We start from the raw sequence: 15,485 nt of genomic DNA, 5'->3' as shown, positions 1-15,485 counted from the left end.
GTCCATCGGCAGCGTGGCCAGGGCGATACGCTCATCCGCCGCACCATACCAGATATGCAACGTGTCATTACGCACCAGCGCCCCGCAGGTAAAGACGACGTTACCGAAAAAGCCTTCACGCTCATAGGGCGCGCTCGGCTCCAGCAGCGGTACGGAAGATTTGGCGATGAGGGTGAGCGGATCCTCAAGATCCAGAAGCAGAGCGCCCAGGCAATAACGCTGGCTAGCGTCAACGCCGTGATAAATCTCCAGCCAGCCGCGCGCGGTCTTGATCAGCGGCGCGCCGCCACCCGACTTCAGCGCATCCCATTCGTCTCCCGAGCGTCCCAGCAGATGCCGGTGGTTTCCCCAGTGCAGCATATCGGGCGATTCGCAGATCCAGATTTCCGGGTGGCCGAAATGGCAGGGCGCGGGCCGGGTAAGCGCCCGGAAGGATCCGCCAACCTTCTCCGGGAAGAAACAGACGTCGCGGTTATCAGGGCAGAAAATCAGCCCTTTCTTGTCGACGGAGATAAAATCAACGGTGGTCGCCAGCGCGGTGGAGATACCCAGCGATGACACGGCGGAGTAATTGATGTACCAGACATCGTCAATCAGGGTGATACGCGCATCTTCACAGCCAAATTCCTCATAGCGGCTGTCGGCGGTAATAAACGGCTGTTGATCGATGGTGAAATTTACACCGTCCTGGCTTCGCGCCAGGCGCAGGTGGGACATTGACGTCAGCCAGACCTGAGCCGGGTCGCTTTTCAGCACAATGGTACGCGGGTCGCTAAAATCATAGCGCGGGTCGTTGCGTTCGAACGTTTTTGTTGCCGCCTGCCAGCCGCCGGACTGCTGCACCAGAAGCGGAACGACGATCTTCTGTGGGTCATCATTTATCACGCTCTCGGCAACCCGAAGCAGCAGGATAATCTCCCCATGATACTCCGTTACCCCGGCGTTAAAGACGCACTCCACTTTCCGTCCTGGCAGAGAAGGCACCACGTCGCTCGGGGTGATCAACGGATTCTTACCGTGTCTGTTCATATACACTCCTTTTTATCAGAATTTGATTTTTATCCAGCTGCTGCGCGTTTTGGCCGTACAGGACATCCGCTTCAATGGCCCACAATGGGTTTTGTACCGGCTGGCCAAAATTCACGGCCACCCAGACCTGTTCCTGCGCCGTTGTTCGGGTAAACCAGACGCACGCCTTATGGCGCTTCAGTAGGCTGCACTCCCCATGCTGTAGCGCCCCGATGGCGGCCCGAAGCGCAATGAAGGTCTGGTACTGACGCCACAACGAGCCGGGCGTCGATATCTGATGTTCGGCATTGAGCAAGGGATAGTCCTGGCTGACGGGCATCCACGGCGTGGATGTGGAAAAGCCCGCAAACGGTGCGTCGCACCAGAGGAAGGGGGCGCGGGACCCATCCCGTGAATGTTCAATGGCCTGCGCCAGCGCGTCGGCGGCACTGCACCCCTGCCGCATGGCCGTGTCGTAGAAGGTTTTTCCCTGAATATCAAAAATCTGCCCGACCGTCTGAGGCACATAGTCGGGCATCCCCAACTCGTCACCCTGAAAAATAAACGGTACGCCGCGCACGGTCAGCTGTAGCGCCAGAACGGCCAACGCCCGGGCGGCGTCATGCGGGCCTTCACCAAAGCGGCTAATCATGCGCGGCATATCGTGGCTGGAAAAGAATAGCGTCGGCAGGCCAGACTGCAGCGCCAGCGTGGCGTTAATCTCGTCGCACAGGCGTGCCGCATCGAAGGTTTTCTGGCTGCCAATATTGAAGTTAAAGACCACGTCCATCAGCGACGGGGCCTGATAACGGGCCAGGGTCTCCCTCTCCTCGCTGCCGATTTCGCCGATCAGGAAAACATCCCCTTGCTGCCTGGCATGTTGGCATACGCGCTGCAGCGTGCCGATGAGTCCCGGCTGATTCACGTCATGCTCATGCTGCTGTACTCCCGCTTTCTCCGGATTGTCAGGCCCGATGCCGCGCGTACTGAGGAAATTAATCACGTCGAAGCGGAAGCCATCCACGCCCTGTGCCTGCCAGAAATCAATGACCTGAAGCATTTCCTGCTCAACCGCGGGGTTCGCCCAGTTAAGATCGACCTGCTCAGGCGCGAATTTATGGTAGTAAAACTCGCCGGTGTCCGGCTCCGGGCTCCAGGCGCTGCCGGAAAAAAATGACTCCCAGTTGTTAGGGTGCGCGCTGAAAAGAAAATAGTCCCGATAGCGGCTTGCGGGATTATTCCAGGCATCCTGAAACCACGGATGCTGCGAAGAGACATGATTAAGCACCAGATCGATAATGACCCGGATCCCCTTTTCATGGCAGCGATGAACGACGTCGCGAAAATCGGTCAGCGTGCCGAATCGTGGGTCGACGGCGCAGTAATCACTAATGTCATACCCGTTATCCACCAGAGGAGAGGGGTAAAACGGCGTGATCCAGATGGCACCGATGCCTAACGCGCTCAGGTAATCCACTTTTGAGAGCAGGCCTGGGAAATCACCCAGCCCGTCACCGTTACCATCGCAAAACGACGGCAGATAAATTTGGTAACAGGTACAGGCCTGCCACCAGGGTTGTTTGTTCACCGTACATTCCTTATTTCAGTGATAACGACATGCCCTGCAGGAAATATTTCCGGAACAGGATAAACAACACGATGACCGGCAGCATTTGCACCACGGCTCCCGCCATCACTGGCCCCAGATAAACGCCGTAGGATTTACTGAAGGTGGCCAGCAGCACCGAAAACGGCATTTTGTCGGCATCGCGCATGACAATCAGCGGCCAGAGGAAGTTGTCCCACGAGCTTGAGAAGGTAAATAGCGCCACGATCGCCAGAATGGACTTGTTCAGCGGCATCATGACGTGCCGCAGAATGGCCCACAGGCTGGCATGATCCAGACGCGCGGCGTACAGGTAATCGTTGGGCGTACCCTTGAAGCTCTGAGACACCATAAAGATCCCCCAGGCACTCATTGCATAAGGCAGGATCATGGCGCTGTAACGGTTGATCAGACCGAGCTCACGCATCAGCACAAACTGTGGAATGATGAACATGAAAACCGGGAAAACCATCTGCACAATCAACAGATTACGGAAAGCGTTTTTGCCCCAGAATTCCGTTTTTGCCAGCGCATACCCCACCAGCATGGAGGTGACGGTCACGCTCGCGGTCACGGTGACAGAGACGAAAAGCGAGTTAAACAGCGTGCGCAGAAACGGCTTATCGGCCCGGTTGCTGTTATCGAAAAGGAAAGTGTAATTTTCGAGCGTCAGCGTGCCCGAAAAGAGATCCGTGGTATAAATCTGTGCTGTAGGCTTCAGGGATGACACGACCATCCAGACAAACGGATAGAGCCAGCTTAACGCCAGAATAAACATCAGCGCATGAATTAGCAGGCTCAGGGGCGTGAGTTTTTTCATTCATACAATCTCAATGTGTTTTTCGAATAACCGACGAAATAGCCAGATCATCAGGAAACTGCAGGCAGCGACGATAATCGACATGGCAGCAGCCCAGGTAGGTTTCATATTTTGAAACGCGGCTTCGTACATGACCACCATGGGACTGGTAGTACTGTTTAGTGGCCCCCCACCGGTAATTAAATAGGGCTCTGTAAAAATACTGAATGCCACCGTAATAGCCAGCACCATCACCATCACAATTTGCGGATTCATCATCGGCAGCGTTATTGCCCAACCTTTCTGAAAACGCCCGGTTTTATCGAGAATAGCCGCACTATAAATATCCGATGGAATAGCCTGCATGCCGGAATAGAGAATTAATCCGTAATAACCGACAAATTTCCAGGTCACGATAAGCGCAATGGATAGCATGGCGCAGTCAGGGTTGGTAAACCACGGCACGGAAATCCCAAACCACGCAGACAATAAGCGGTTAACCGGGCCATACTCATTAAAAAGACGGGAAAAGACAATTGAGTACGCCACCCCTGACGAGATATTTGCCAGTAAAAAGCTTAAGGCGATAAACCCCCGGCCATAGTTAATCCTGCGTAATCCGGCAGCAAAAAACAGCGCGGTAATAAACACGATCGGGACATACCACATTAAAAAGCGGCAAATGTTCCACATGGATGTCCAGAATAATGCATCGTGCAGTACGCCAATAATATTCTGCAAACCGGTAAATTGCGGTGCGCCGATAAACTGCCAGCGGGTCACGCTCAGCACCACCAGCCAGGCAAGGGGGTAGAACCAGAATAGCAGCGAATAGCCAATCCAGGTGGAGGCCAGCAGGCCTCCGGTTCGGGATTCATATCCAGCCATCATGCCCCCTACTGGCCCGTGAGGGCGCTGATTTCCTGCTGAGATTGTTTCAGCGCGTCGGCAGGCGTACTGGTTTTGAATATCACGCGCTCAAGCATCTGCGTCATGCTGCGCTGTATTTCTGTCGTCTGGTTTGTTGCTGCAGGAGGAAGCGCGACGTCCACCCACGAGGCGATCTGTTTCTCTAGCGGATTTTGTTTGAAGTAACTGACAAAGATCGGATTACTCATTAAATCCGCGCGGGCGGGCGGCATCCCTGTCAACTCAAGCCACAGCCGGTCATGTTCAGGGTTACTGAAGACCCACTGCATAAACTGCCAGGCCTGCGCCTTTCGCTTACTGGAACTGAAGATCACCAGACCTTTGCTGTCGCCGAACGTATAGGGGTGTTCAATGCCCGTCTCGGTCAGCATCGGACCGATCTGAATCGTTTTTAATATGTCCGGATACTGCTTGCGATAGCGGGCTAAATCCCACGGTCCGCGCGCTGAGGCGATAACCTGCCCCGTTGCGAGCGGATCCTCGGCAGAGGTGAAGTCGTAGCTGCTCCACTTATTATTAAAAACGTTGCCCATGAAGGTCAGCACGGCCTCGCCAGCAGGCGTGGTCAGCGCAGGTTTTTTGTCGACCAGATACGGCTTGCCGTGGCTCTGGGCGTAGAACAGCGGAATGAAGTCGAACCAGCGTTCCCACCAGTTTTTACCTGCCGTAAGCTGTAACACATAGCCGTGATTATCCGCCGCCCGACGCTTCGCCAGCGCGTAAAGTTCATCGTAGCTAACCGGTACCCGATCAAAACCGTATTGCTTCAGTAAATCGCCACGCCACCACCAGACAATCGGGTTGATATATACCGGCAGTACCGTTTGTTTGCCGTTTAATTGCCAGGCTGACAGCAGAGAAGTCATTTGCCGTTTCTGAATCGTTTCCTGAAAACCCGGCATTCTGGAGAGATCTTCTATCTGCCCGACATCAACAAGCTGGCTGGCAAAACCAATAAATATATTGGTTGAAATATCCGGTTCAGTCCCTGATGCCAGCGCGTTCATTATCGCTTCTTCTGAACTGTTTGCGGCAGGAATAGCGGTAAATTCGACGGGCATATGGGCAGGGTCTTTATTCCATTCCGCCACTATTTTACTCCAGAAAGCTTCTTCATTGACGGTGGGTGTGACCCACATTTTGATTGTTTCACGCGCCCCGGATTGTGTCTCTTTTTTATCATCAGGCCCGCAACCGGTAAGAAAAAAGAGGAATATTACCGATGCTATTAATTTTGCTGCTTCTGCAACTCTCACGTTATATCTCCCTGATGTCGATAAGTGTTAATAGCTCACTGCTGCACTCTGTGAATGGTGCGTAAGCTAACACCCCTTTTTTATGTTTAACGTTAAACAAATCACAAAACTATTTATATTTAACGATAAACTCAGCCGCTATTATTTATTTAATTACGCCTCATAAATAATTTACATGAATATAAAATGCCTAATTCATTTAGCAAAAGAAAGAATAAAAACGTGACGATTAAATCGCTGGCAGCGGAGATGGGTATTTCACATACCACGGTATCTAACGCGTGGAATAATCCCGAAAAGCTGTCTGCTGAATTACGTGAAAAGATACTTGGGCACGCCCGTCAGGTTGGATTTCAGGGGCCGGATAAACTCGCCCGGGCTTTGCGCACCGGAAAATCCGGGGCGATCGGCGTCATTTTTAACGATGCCATGAGCTATGTTTTTATCGATCCGCATGACGTCAGCCTGATGCGCGGCGTCGCGACCCGCTGCGAAGACCGTAATATTAATCTGGTGCTGATCCCGCTTCAAAAAGGGCCTTCATCGCTCACTACCCTGGTGGACGGGTATATTCTCAACGCCACGCATAACAGCGCCGCCATTATTCAACAAACCCTGGCCCGTAATCTGCCCGTGGTGACGCTCGATTTTCAGCTTCCGCAGTTCAGCAGCGTGTCGGTGGATAACACACGCGCCATGCGTGATATCACCCACTACCTGATACAAAAGGGTCATCGCCATTTCGGCATTATTGCCTTCCCGTCTCACCCGAACGCGCGCGGGATGCGCCCTCTGACCCACCGCGTGACGGGGGATAACCAACTCATGCTGACCCGCGTGAATGCCTGCCGCGACGCGTTTCAAGAGCACGGTATTACGCTCAGCGACTGCTGGCTGTGTGAAACCCATCACGATGAGCCACACGGCGAACGGGCAGCGGAAGCATTGCTGACGGCACACCCTGAGATCACGGCGCTGATCTGCTTATCCGATCGTTTTGCCATCGGCGCGGTGAATTATTGCCAGCGACAGCATCTTGCTATACCTGGCCGGGTCGCCATTACCGGATTCGACAATACCGCCCGGCAGTATAACGGGCCTGGACTTACCACCATCGCGCAGGATGCCGAACGTAAAGGTGAAATCGCGGTTGATCTGCTTCTGAACAATGGCCCCGTCACCCACGTTGCGCTGGAACACCGGCTTATCGAGCGTGATACGGCATGAGATTACCCTGCTTAAGATAAGAGTGAACTATGGATGAACTAACGTGCTTTAAAACCTATGACATTCGTGGCGAAGTTGACGTCAATCTCACCCCTGACATTGCGCGTCGCATCGGAAGGGCGTACGCCGTCTGGCTGCATCCCCGGCGCGTGGTAGTAGGCGCTGATGTCCGCCTCAGCTCGGGGGCGCTAAAAACGGCCCTGATCGACGGGCTTACCGCAGGCGGCGTCGATGTTATCGACCTGGGCATGACCGGTACGGAAGAGGTCTATTTCGCCACCCGGGAATTGCGGGCAGACGGAGGGATCCAGGTGACGGCGAGCCACAATCCCGCCCATTATAACGGCTTTAAGCTGGTTGGCCTTGAGGCGCGCCCGATCAGTAATGACAACGGTCTGCTGGAGATCAAAGCGCTGGCAGAACAGAACCGCTTTCCACCCTGCGTGCGTCGTGGGGGCATTTTTCCCTTCGACAATCGCCCGGCCTGGGTGAACGCTCTGCTGCGATTCATCACTACGTCCCCAACGCGAACGTTACGCCTGGTGGTCAACGCCGGGCACGGCACAGCAGGTCCGGCGCTAGATGCGCTTGATGAGGGCTTAAAGCGTGCCGGTGTACCGGTCGAGTTTATCCGTATTCATCACCAGCCAGATGGCCGCTTTCCCGCTGGCGTACCTAACCCGATGCTGCCTGAAAACCGGCAAAGCACCCGACTGGCCGTCATCGAACATCACGCCGATGCTGGCATCGCCTGGGATGGCGATTTCGATCGTTGCTCTTTCTTCGACGAGCGCGGGGATTACGTTGAGAACTATTATCTCGTGGGGCTGTTTGCCGAACATTTTCTGCGACGCTATCCCGGCAGCCGCATCATTCTTGATCCCCGCTTAATCTGGAACACGCTCGACACGGTCGCCCGTTGCGGCGGTAGCGCAATCGTGAGTAAAACCGGGCATGCCTTCCTGAAAGCCCGGATGCGAAGGGAAAATGCCATTTACGGCGGCGAGATGAGTGGCCATCACTATTTTCGCGATTTTGGCTACTGCGATAGCGGCATGATCCCGCTGATCCTGATGCTCCAGATCCTGGGCGCAGACGCGCAGCCGCTCTCTCATCTTATGCGTCACGCACAGGCCCGCTATCCGGTGTCTGGTGAAATCAACCTGACGGTCAACGAGCCCGCCGCACTCCTCAATGACGTCGCCGCGCACTATGCCCCGGTCGCATGCGAACGCGACAACTGCGACGGCCTGAGCCTGTCCTTCACAGACTGGCGTTTTAACCTCCGCGCCTCAAACACCGAGCCGCTGGTTCGCCTTAATGTTGAAGCGCGGGGAGATACCGCTCTGCTTGTCCATAAAACTCATGAAGTGCTGATGCTGATTTCTGCCCTGCAAGGGGCTCAGGAGACATTATGACCGCCCTTTCATTACGACATATTCATAAAAAGTACGATAAAAACGTCATCGTGGCGGATCTGTCACTGGAGATAGCATCAGGAGAATTTATCGTTCTTGTGGGCCCCTCCGGGTGCGGGAAATCGACGCTGCTGCGCATGATCGCGGGATTAGAGGCGCCAGACAGTGGCATGCTGATGATGGGCAATGAGGATGTCACCCACCTGGCGGCGGGCAAGCGGAGCTTGTCGATGGTTTTCCAGTCCTATGCACTTTATCCGCATATGACCGTACGGGAGAACCTCGCCTTTGGCTTACGCAATATCCGCACCCCGGAGGCCGACATTGCGCAGCGCATCACCCATGCCGCCAACATGCTCAGGCTGGACGAGCTGCTCGACAGGCTTCCGCAACACCTCTCCGGCGGCCAGCGCCAGCGCGTGGCGATAGGTCGTTCCATTGTCCAGCAGCCCGCGCTGTTCCTGTTTGACGAACCCCTTTCCAACCTTGACGCCGCTCTGCGGGTTGAAATGCGCCAGGAGATCCAGCAACTCCATAATACCCTGAAAAACACCATGATTTACGTCACGCACGATCAGGTCGAGGCGATGACGCTGGCCGACCGTATCGTGGTGATGTGTAAAGGCAATATTGAGCAAACGGGTACGCCGCTTGAACTGTACAACACCCCGGCGAACCGCTTCGTGGCCGAATTCATCGGTACGCCAAAAATCAATATGTTACCCGCCGTCTGGCAGCAGGGGGCATTGCATATCGACCCTGATACCGTCTTCCCGCTTTCGCGTCAGCCCGCAGACATTCAGGAGGGGGAATCGGTATTTGTCGCGATCCGCCCTGAACACCTGGGTTATCAGCAGCCGGGGGATTTTAGCCTGAGCGGGAAAACGCGGTTATGCGAACTGCAGGGAGATTCAACCCTGGTGTGGCTGGACGTGGCAGGGCATGCCGTGTGCCTGAAATCCTTCCAGCAACTGAGTCTGCCTGCGCAGCAACGTATCACGCTGACCGTGCAGGAGGCTTATCTGCATCTCTTTGACGCGGCAGGCAAGCGGATTGCAATGACGGAAAATGCCGCCTGAGTAGAGTATCAGGCGGCGGGAAATGCGCAGACTTACCCCTGACGCAAATTCTGCGCTGCCTTCACCATGTTGGCGAGCGCTGCGCGGGTTTCCGGCCAGCCGCGGGTTTTCAGGCCGCAGTCCGGGTTCACCCACAGGCGCTCTGCCGGAATACGCTGAGCGGCTTTTTTCAGCAGGGCTTCAATCCACTCCACGCTCGGCACGTTCGGGGAGTGAATGTCGTACACCCCCGGTCCGATTTCGTTTGGATAGTCGAACTCTTCAAACGACTCGAGCAGCTCCATATCTGAACGCGAGGTCTCGATGGTGATCACGTCGGCATCCAGCGCGGCAATGGAATCCATAATGTCGTTAAATTCGCAGTAACACATATGGGTGTGGATCTGCGTGTCGTCTTTCGCCACCGCAGCATTGATGCGGAAGGCTTCCACGCCCCACTTCAGATAGTCATCCCAGTCGCTGCGGCGCAGCGGCAAACCTTCTCGTAACGCCGGTTCGTCAATCTGGATAATGCCAATGCCAGCGTCTTCCAGATCCGCCACCTCATCACGCAGCGCCAGCGCGATTTGCTTCGCAATGGTTTCACGGGTCACGTCTTCACGCGGGAACGACCAGCACAGAATGGTCACCGGCCCGGTCAGCATGCCTTTTACCGGCTTGTCGGTCAGAGACTGAGCATACTTCGCCCACGCCACCGTAATCGCTTCCGGGCGGCTGACGTCACCGATCACCACCGGTGGCTTCACGCAGCGGGAACCGTAGCTCTGCACCCAGCCATTCTGGGTAAACACGAAGCCGTCCAGGTGTTCACCGAAGTATTCCACCATGTCGTTACGCTCGGCTTCACCGTGCACCAGCACGTCCAGACCTAAACGCTCCTGCTCGATGATCGCCTGCCTGATGTGCTCAGCAATGCCGGTACGGTAGTGATTCGCATCCAGATTGCCCTTTTTGAAGTCGAGACGCAGGCCGCGGATCTCGGTCGTTTGTGGAAATGAACCGATCGTCGTGGTTGGCCATGCGGGCAGGTTGAAGCGGGCGCGCTGGGCTTCGGCACGGACTTCATACGGACTCTGGCGCTGGCTGTCCTGAGCGGTGATGGCCGCCAGACGTTTTTCCACTGCCGGATTATGCACGCGTGCCGAATGACGGCGCGCCTGAATCGGGGCGCTCCATTCGGTAATCGCCGCCGTGTCACCGCTGTTCAGCGCGTCGCGCAGCAGCGCCAGTTCTTCACATTTTTGCAGGGCGAAGGCAAACCAGCTTTTCACTTCCGGGTCGAGACGGGTCTCCACGCTCAGATCGATCGGGCTGTGCAGCAGTGAACATGATGAGGCCACCCACAGCTCACGTTTACCGACAATGTCTTTAATTTGAGCATACTTTTCGGTGAGATCGGCACGCCAGACGTTACGACCGTTTACCAGCCCCGCTGAGAGCAGCCAGTCTGCGGGCAGACGTTTGTGCAGGTCCTTCACGTCATCTTTGCCGTGAACCAGGTCAACATGCAGACCCTGAACCGGCAGCGCGGCAATCGTGCTCAGGTTAGGCGTCACGCCCTCGAAATAGGTGGTCAGCAACAGCTTCACCTGCCCGGTAAGCGCGTCATACGCCGGTTTGAAGGCATCGAGCCAAACCTGGGGCAGCTCAAGCACCAAAGCAGGTTCGTCGATTTGCACCCACTGAATGCCGCGTTTACCCAGCTCAATCAGTACCTGTTTGTAGACGGGCAGAATGTCCTTCAGCAGGCTGAGGCGGTCAAACGGCTCGCCTTTGACTTTGCCCAGCCACAGGTAGGTTACCGGTCCGAGCAGCACCGGTTTTACCTGGTGGCCCAGCGCCAGCGCTTCGTCGACTTCGTCCAGAAGCTGTGTCCAGGTCAGTTTGAACTGCTGACCTTTTACGAACTCCGGCACCATATAGTGATAGTTGGTGTTAAACCACTTGGTCATTTCCGCCGCTGCCGCGGGTTCACCCGCTGGCGCACGACCACGGCCGATGCGGAACAGGGTATCGATATCTACCGATCCATCTTTGTTCTGATGACGAGCCGGCACGTTGCCCAGCAGCAGGCTGGTCGTCAGAACATGGTCGTACCAGGCGAAATCGCCCACCGGCAGCAGGTCAATGCCCGCCTGCTTTTGCTGATCCCAGTGACGAGCGCGCAGCTCGCGCCCCACGGTCAGTAGTTCTTCACGGGTAGCGTTACCCGCCCAGTAGCTTTCTTGCGCTTTTTTCAGCTCGCGACGCAGGCCAACGCGAGGGAAACCGAGAGTGTGATTGCGGATTGTCATGTTATGCCCCTTGTGAATTTTGCTATTTAGACGTCCAGATGTTTACACATCTATAATTGGCAGGTACTGTATATTCCTCAAGCGCAAAATGTTCATGGCGAAGTGAAGGACTTTCATGATCGAGATAAAACACCTGAAAACGCTGCAAGCGTTGCGGAACTGCGGATCGCTCGCGGCGGCGGCAGCCACGCTGCACCAGACCCAGTCTGCCCTTTCTCACCAGTTCAGCGATCTGGAACAACGCCTCGGATTTCGTCTTTTTGTGCGTAAGAGCCAACCTCTGCGCTTTACGCCGCAGGGTGAAATTCTTCTTCAACTGGCGAATCAGGTCCTGCCGCAGATCGCCAGCGCGCTACAGTCCTGTAACGAGCCGCAGCAGACAAAACTGCGCATCGCCATTGAGTGCCACAGCTGTATTCAATGGCTGACCCCTGCGCTTGAGAACTTCCGCCAGAAGTGGCCGCAGGTGGAGATGGATTTTAAATCCGGTGTGACGTTCGACCCGCAACCCTCGCTGCAGCAGGGTGAGTTGGATCTGGTGATGACCTCCGACATTCTGCCGCGCAGCGGCCTGCACTATTCGCCGATGTTTGATTTTGAAGTGCGCCTGGTGCTGGCACCGGATCATCCGCTGGCGGCTAAAACGCGCATCACGCCGGAAGACCTGGCAACAGAAACGCTGCTGATTTATCCGGTTCAGCGCAGTCGCCTGGATATCTGGCGTCATTTCCTGCAGCCGGCAGGTATTAGCCCGCAGCTGAAAAGCGTGGATAACACCCTGCTGTTGATTCAGATGGTTGCCGCCAATATGGGCATCGCGGCGCTGCCGCACTGGGTGGTGGAGAGTTTTGAACGCCAGGGCCTGGTGGTGACCAAAACCCTGGGTGAAGGACTGTGGAGCCGTCTGTACGCTGCCGTGCGCGATGGCGAGCAGCGTCAGCCGGTGACAGAAGCGTTTATTCGCTCAGCGCGGAACCACGCGTGCGACCATCTTCCGTTTGTGCGGAGCGCGGAGCGACCCAGCGGCGATGGACCCACAGTGAAGCCAGGATCACCGCTCCCCCAATAAGGAAGCTCGGCCAGTGCGGTTGCTGCTGCCAGATGGCGAGGTTGACCAGCAGCCCCGCCGGGACGTGCACGTTGTTCATTATCCCGAGCGTTCCGGCGTCGACCTGCGTCGCGCCGTAGTTCCACAGGAAGTAACCCAGCCCTGACGCCACCACGCCCAGCCAGACCAGAACGCCCCACTGCACCGACGTGGTCGGCAGCTTTTGCGGGTTACCGAGCAGAAACCACGCCGATACCGCGACAATCGCCGCGCCCATATAGAACCACGCAAATGCATTGTGCTGAGGCATCGGGCGGGTTTCCATCAGGCGTTTGTAGCCCACCATGCCGATGGCGAAACTGATGTTGGCGAGCTGGACGAACATCAACCCGGTCCAGAAGTGATCGCTGACTTTGTCATAGCGAATAATTGCCGCGCCAATCACCGCCAGCGCCGCGCTTAGCAGGTATCCCCAGCGCAGACGACGCCTGCTGAGCAGGTCATAAATCAACGTAATATAGAGCGGCGTCAACACGGTAAAGAGCAGGAATTCAGAGACGGACAAATAGACGTAAGCCCGGAAGCTGAACAGATACATGATGCCCAACTGCATCGCGCCCACCAGCATGTACAGCACAATCGTTTTCAGCGATTGACCACGCGTGCGCAGAAACGGCAGGAATACCAGCGCCGCCAGCCCCACGCGCATCAGCACCGAGAAGTAGCTGTCGACCGAACCGGCAAGGTACTCGCCAATCAGGCTAAAGGAGAAGGCCCACAGGATAGTGGTGATAATGAGTAGCGCCACAATGCTTGTCTCTCAGAAAGAAGGACAGGCATTGTAGCGGACTCTTCAGTTGACATCTGGTCAACAAACAACCGAATGAAGATTATTCAAGGAACAGCTTGCGCAGGTATTTCGGTACCGCGTTATCAGCGTTGGAACCAATCACTTCCAGTTCCGGGTGCAGATCTTTCAGACGCTGATGCGCGTTCTGCATGATGCAGCCCTTGCCTGCCATGGAGAGCATTTCAGCGTCGTTCATGCCATCACCAAAAGCGATGCAGTCTTTCAGCGCGAAACCCAGACGTTTCGCGACCGCTTCCAGCGCGTGACCTTTGGAGACGCCCCCCGCCATCACTTCCAGACAGGTCAGGGTTGAGAAGCTCACGTTGACGCGATCGCCCCAGCGGGCGTTGATCGCCTGTTCCAGTGGGAGCAGTTCTTCATGGCTATCGCAGGTGAAGAACACCTTACTGATGCCTTCCGGCTCAAGAAGGCCCGGCTCGTACAGGGAGTAGTTAAATACCGCTTCCTTGAAGAAACGCATTTCATCCGGGCGGTGGCGGTTCATGAACCAGTCGTCGTCGCGGTACACGTTGGTGATGATAGCCGGGTTGTTATGCACCACGCCGAAGAGATCGGCGGCAATATCGCGATCCAGGTTATGGGTAAAGATCAGGTTACCGTCAGTATCATGCACGCGCGCACCGTTGGAGGTGATCATGTACGATTTGATCTCAAGATTATCGCGGATCTGCCCCACGTCCACGTGGTGGCGGCCGGTGGCAAACACAAAGTTCACGCCACGGGCAGTCAGAAGCTTTAAGGTCTCTTTCGCGTAAGGCGACAGGGTGTGGTCAGGGGAAAGCAGCGTGCCATCTAAATCAGATGCAACAACCTGGTACATAGGGATTTCAACCTCTGGTGGAAAACAATAATCAGTTATGCCTGTTGAAAAATTCAACAATGGCGTTGAGCGCGACTGAGCGCATAGCGTCCTTTTCGAAAAGGATCTCATGGTAAGCGCCGTTGATGACCAGCGGTTTTCCCCCTTCACAAGGGTGACCGGCGGCGACGCGCAATTCACAATAACGGTCATGCATGCGGTTATCGACCACACGCTCTTCTTCAGCCTGAATCAGGAGTGTTGGCGTGTCATCATCACCTACCCCCGCCAGCACCTGTTCACCGGCCAGAATCCCCTCCCGCACCCAGTGCCAGGTCGGGCCACCGACGCGTAAGCGCGGTTCATCGGCATAAAAGCGCAGGTTGCGGCGATAACGCTGCCGACTGTGGGTTAAGACGTTGATGGCGAACGGCAGCGCACGCCAGCGTCCGGTCCCGATGGCATAGCCTTCACGAATGCGCTGATGGCCCTCAGCCCAGTCGAGAAGATGACGCACCATCCAGTCGGGGAAACGTATGACGATACCGTACATCGGCGCGGTTAGCGCAATGGCATCACACTGGTGTTGATACCGCTGCAAAAACAGCGTCGAAATAGCGCCACCCATGGAGTGCGCAAGGATATAGCGCTTACGCCAGGGGCCGGGCTGCACTTCCTGCTGCCAGAACGCGGCAAAATCGTCGACGTAATCGCTGAAGCGATCGACATGTCCACGGTGCGTGTCCTGTAGCATGCGTCCGGACAGCCCCTGTCCACGGTGGTCGATGATGAGCACATCGAACCCCATATGGACCAGATCGTAGGCCAGTTCGGCGTATTTAACGTAGCTTTCAATACGCCCCGGGCAAACCACGATTACCCGGTCATTTTTCTCATCACGGAAACGAACGAAGCGTACCGGGATGCCCCCGACGCCCGTAAACTCATCTTCCTCACGCTGCCGCCAGAAATCGGTCAGCGGCCCCATAGAGAAAGCAGCAAATGCGTTTTCTCGTGTTTCCCAGTCCTTTTTCTGCTGAAACATTGGGTTTCCACTCACGTAATCCAGGGAATATCGTTTTTTTTCGTAACCGGTCACAAAATGACTCATCAATAGCGTATTGTGGCATAAAAACAGACGATTCGGGAG

13 protein-coding genes are annotated in these 15,485 nt (G+C 55.6%); 4 read left to right on the top strand and 9 right to left on the bottom strand.

Going from position 1 to position 15,485, the window contains the following annotated elements; all coding sequences use genetic code 11:
* The 5 genes from L977_RS01655 to L977_RS01635 all read right to left on the bottom strand — a co-directional run.
* The coding region (locus tag L977_RS01655; protein WP_047624445.1) for a glycoside hydrolase family 130 protein at positions 1-1,029 on the bottom strand (1,029 nt) is incomplete at its 3' end.
* A complete protein-coding gene (locus tag L977_RS01650; protein WP_045281884.1) occupies positions 1,013-2,596 on the bottom strand; it encodes an alpha-amylase family glycosyl hydrolase in 1,584 nt (527 codons plus the stop codon). The genes L977_RS01655 and L977_RS01650, both read right to left, overlap by 17 nt.
* Positions 2,597-2,606: 10 nt before the next feature.
* A complete protein-coding gene (locus tag L977_RS01645) occupies positions 2,607-3,434 on the bottom strand; it encodes a carbohydrate ABC transporter permease (protein ID WP_014885628.1) in 828 nt (275 codons plus the stop codon).
* A complete protein-coding gene (locus tag L977_RS01640) occupies positions 3,435-4,301 on the bottom strand; it encodes a carbohydrate ABC transporter permease (protein ID WP_081987723.1) in 867 nt (288 codons plus the stop codon).
* Between the two features lie 8 nt (positions 4,302-4,309).
* Entirely contained in the window at positions 4,310-5,599 is a 1,290-nt protein-coding gene (locus L977_RS01635) for an ABC transporter substrate-binding protein (protein ID WP_047624441.1), read from the bottom strand.
* A 186-nt stretch (positions 5,600-5,785) separates the two neighbouring features.
* Between L977_RS01635 and L977_RS01630 the strand changes: the two genes are divergently transcribed.
* From L977_RS01630 to L977_RS01620, 3 genes are read left to right on the top strand one after another with little or no spacing between them, the layout of a single operon-like run.
* Positions 5,786-6,826, top strand: coding sequence for a LacI family DNA-binding transcriptional regulator (locus L977_RS01630; protein WP_052192597.1), 1,041 nt, complete (start codon positions 5,786-5,788; stop codon positions 6,824-6,826).
* Positions 6,827-6,855: 29 nt separating this feature from the next.
* Positions 6,856-8,244 carry a phosphomannomutase/phosphoglucomutase gene (locus tag L977_RS01625; RefSeq protein WP_047624439.1) on the top strand — a complete coding sequence of 463 codons (1,389 nt, stop codon included), beginning with the start codon at positions 6,856-6,858 and terminating at the stop codon, positions 8,242-8,244.
* Entirely contained in the window at positions 8,241-9,323 is a 1,083-nt protein-coding gene (locus L977_RS01620; RefSeq protein ID WP_047624437.1) for an ABC transporter ATP-binding protein, read from the top strand. Before L977_RS01625 ends, L977_RS01620 begins: the two co-directional genes overlap by 4 nt.
* 32 nt (positions 9,324-9,355) lie before the next feature.
* Here L977_RS01620 and metE read toward each other — a convergent pair whose 3' ends face one another.
* Positions 9,356-11,617, bottom strand: coding sequence for a 5-methyltetrahydropteroyltriglutamate--homocysteine S-methyltransferase (metE, locus tag L977_RS01615; RefSeq protein ID WP_047624436.1), 2,262 nt, complete (start codon positions 11,615-11,617; stop codon positions 9,356-9,358).
* A 115-nt stretch (positions 11,618-11,732) separates the two neighbouring features.
* On the opposite strand from metE, the gene metR reads away from it, so the two are divergent.
* Positions 11,733-12,686, top strand: a complete 954-nt coding sequence (metR, locus tag L977_RS01610; protein ID WP_023331563.1) for an HTH-type transcriptional regulator MetR — start codon at positions 11,733-11,735, stop codon at positions 12,684-12,686.
* Here the strand turns inward: metR and L977_RS01605 are convergent.
* The 3 genes from L977_RS01605 to pldB form a co-directional block, all read right to left on the bottom strand.
* A complete protein-coding gene (locus L977_RS01605) occupies positions 12,574-13,473 on the bottom strand; it encodes a carboxylate/amino acid/amine transporter (protein WP_047624433.1) in 900 nt (299 codons plus the stop codon). The genes metR and L977_RS01605 overlap by 113 nt on opposite strands.
* 82 nt (positions 13,474-13,555) lie before the next feature.
* Positions 13,556-14,356 (bottom strand): sugar/pyridoxal phosphate phosphatase YigL, encoded by an 801-nt coding sequence (gene yigL / locus L977_RS01600; protein WP_047343347.1) that lies wholly within the window; start codon positions 14,354-14,356, stop codon positions 13,556-13,558.
* A gap of 31 nt (positions 14,357-14,387) precedes the next feature.
* Entirely contained in the window at positions 14,388-15,380 is a 993-nt protein-coding gene (gene pldB / locus L977_RS01595; RefSeq protein ID WP_047624431.1) for a lysophospholipase L2, read from the bottom strand.
* Positions 15,381-15,485 lie beyond the last annotated feature (105 nt).

The sequence above is a fragment of the Enterobacter sp. ZOR0014 genome, assembly GCF_000798855.1.
In the GTDB taxonomy this organism is placed as follows: domain Bacteria; phylum Pseudomonadota; class Gammaproteobacteria; order Enterobacterales; family Enterobacteriaceae; genus Enterobacter; species Enterobacter kobei.
Note: the sequence above shows the minus strand (reverse complement) of the source record. Positions and strands in the feature narration are given on the sequence as shown.

Excerpts from the sequence above, each read along its gene's own strand:
- L977_RS01645 (WP_014885628.1), bottom strand. The coding sequence starts at position 3,434 with ATGAAAAAACTCACGCCCCTGAGCCTGCTAATTCATGCGCTGATGTTT.
- L977_RS01640 (WP_081987723.1), bottom strand. The coding sequence starts at position 4,301 with ATGGCTGGATATGAATCCCGAACCGGAGGCCTGCTGGCCTCCACCTGG.
- L977_RS01630 (WP_052192597.1), top strand. The coding sequence starts at position 5,786 with ATGCCTAATTCATTTAGCAAAAGAAAGAATAAAAACGTGACGATTAAA.
- L977_RS01625 (WP_047624439.1), top strand. The coding sequence starts at position 6,856 with ATGGATGAACTAACGTGCTTTAAAACCTATGACATTCGTGGCGAAGTT.
- L977_RS01620 (WP_047624437.1), top strand. The coding sequence starts at position 8,241 with ATGACCGCCCTTTCATTACGACATATTCATAAAAAGTACGATAAAAAC.
- metE (WP_047624436.1), bottom strand. The coding sequence starts at position 11,617 with ATGACAATCCGCAATCACACTCTCGGTTTCCCTCGCGTTGGCCTGCGT.
- metR (WP_023331563.1), top strand. The coding sequence starts at position 11,733 with ATGATCGAGATAAAACACCTGAAAACGCTGCAAGCGTTGCGGAACTGC.
- yigL (WP_047343347.1), bottom strand. The coding sequence starts at position 14,356 with ATGTACCAGGTTGTTGCATCTGATTTAGATGGCACGCTGCTTTCCCCT.
- pldB (WP_047624431.1), bottom strand. The coding sequence starts at position 15,380 with ATGTTTCAGCAGAAAAAGGACTGGGAAACACGAGAAAACGCATTTGCT.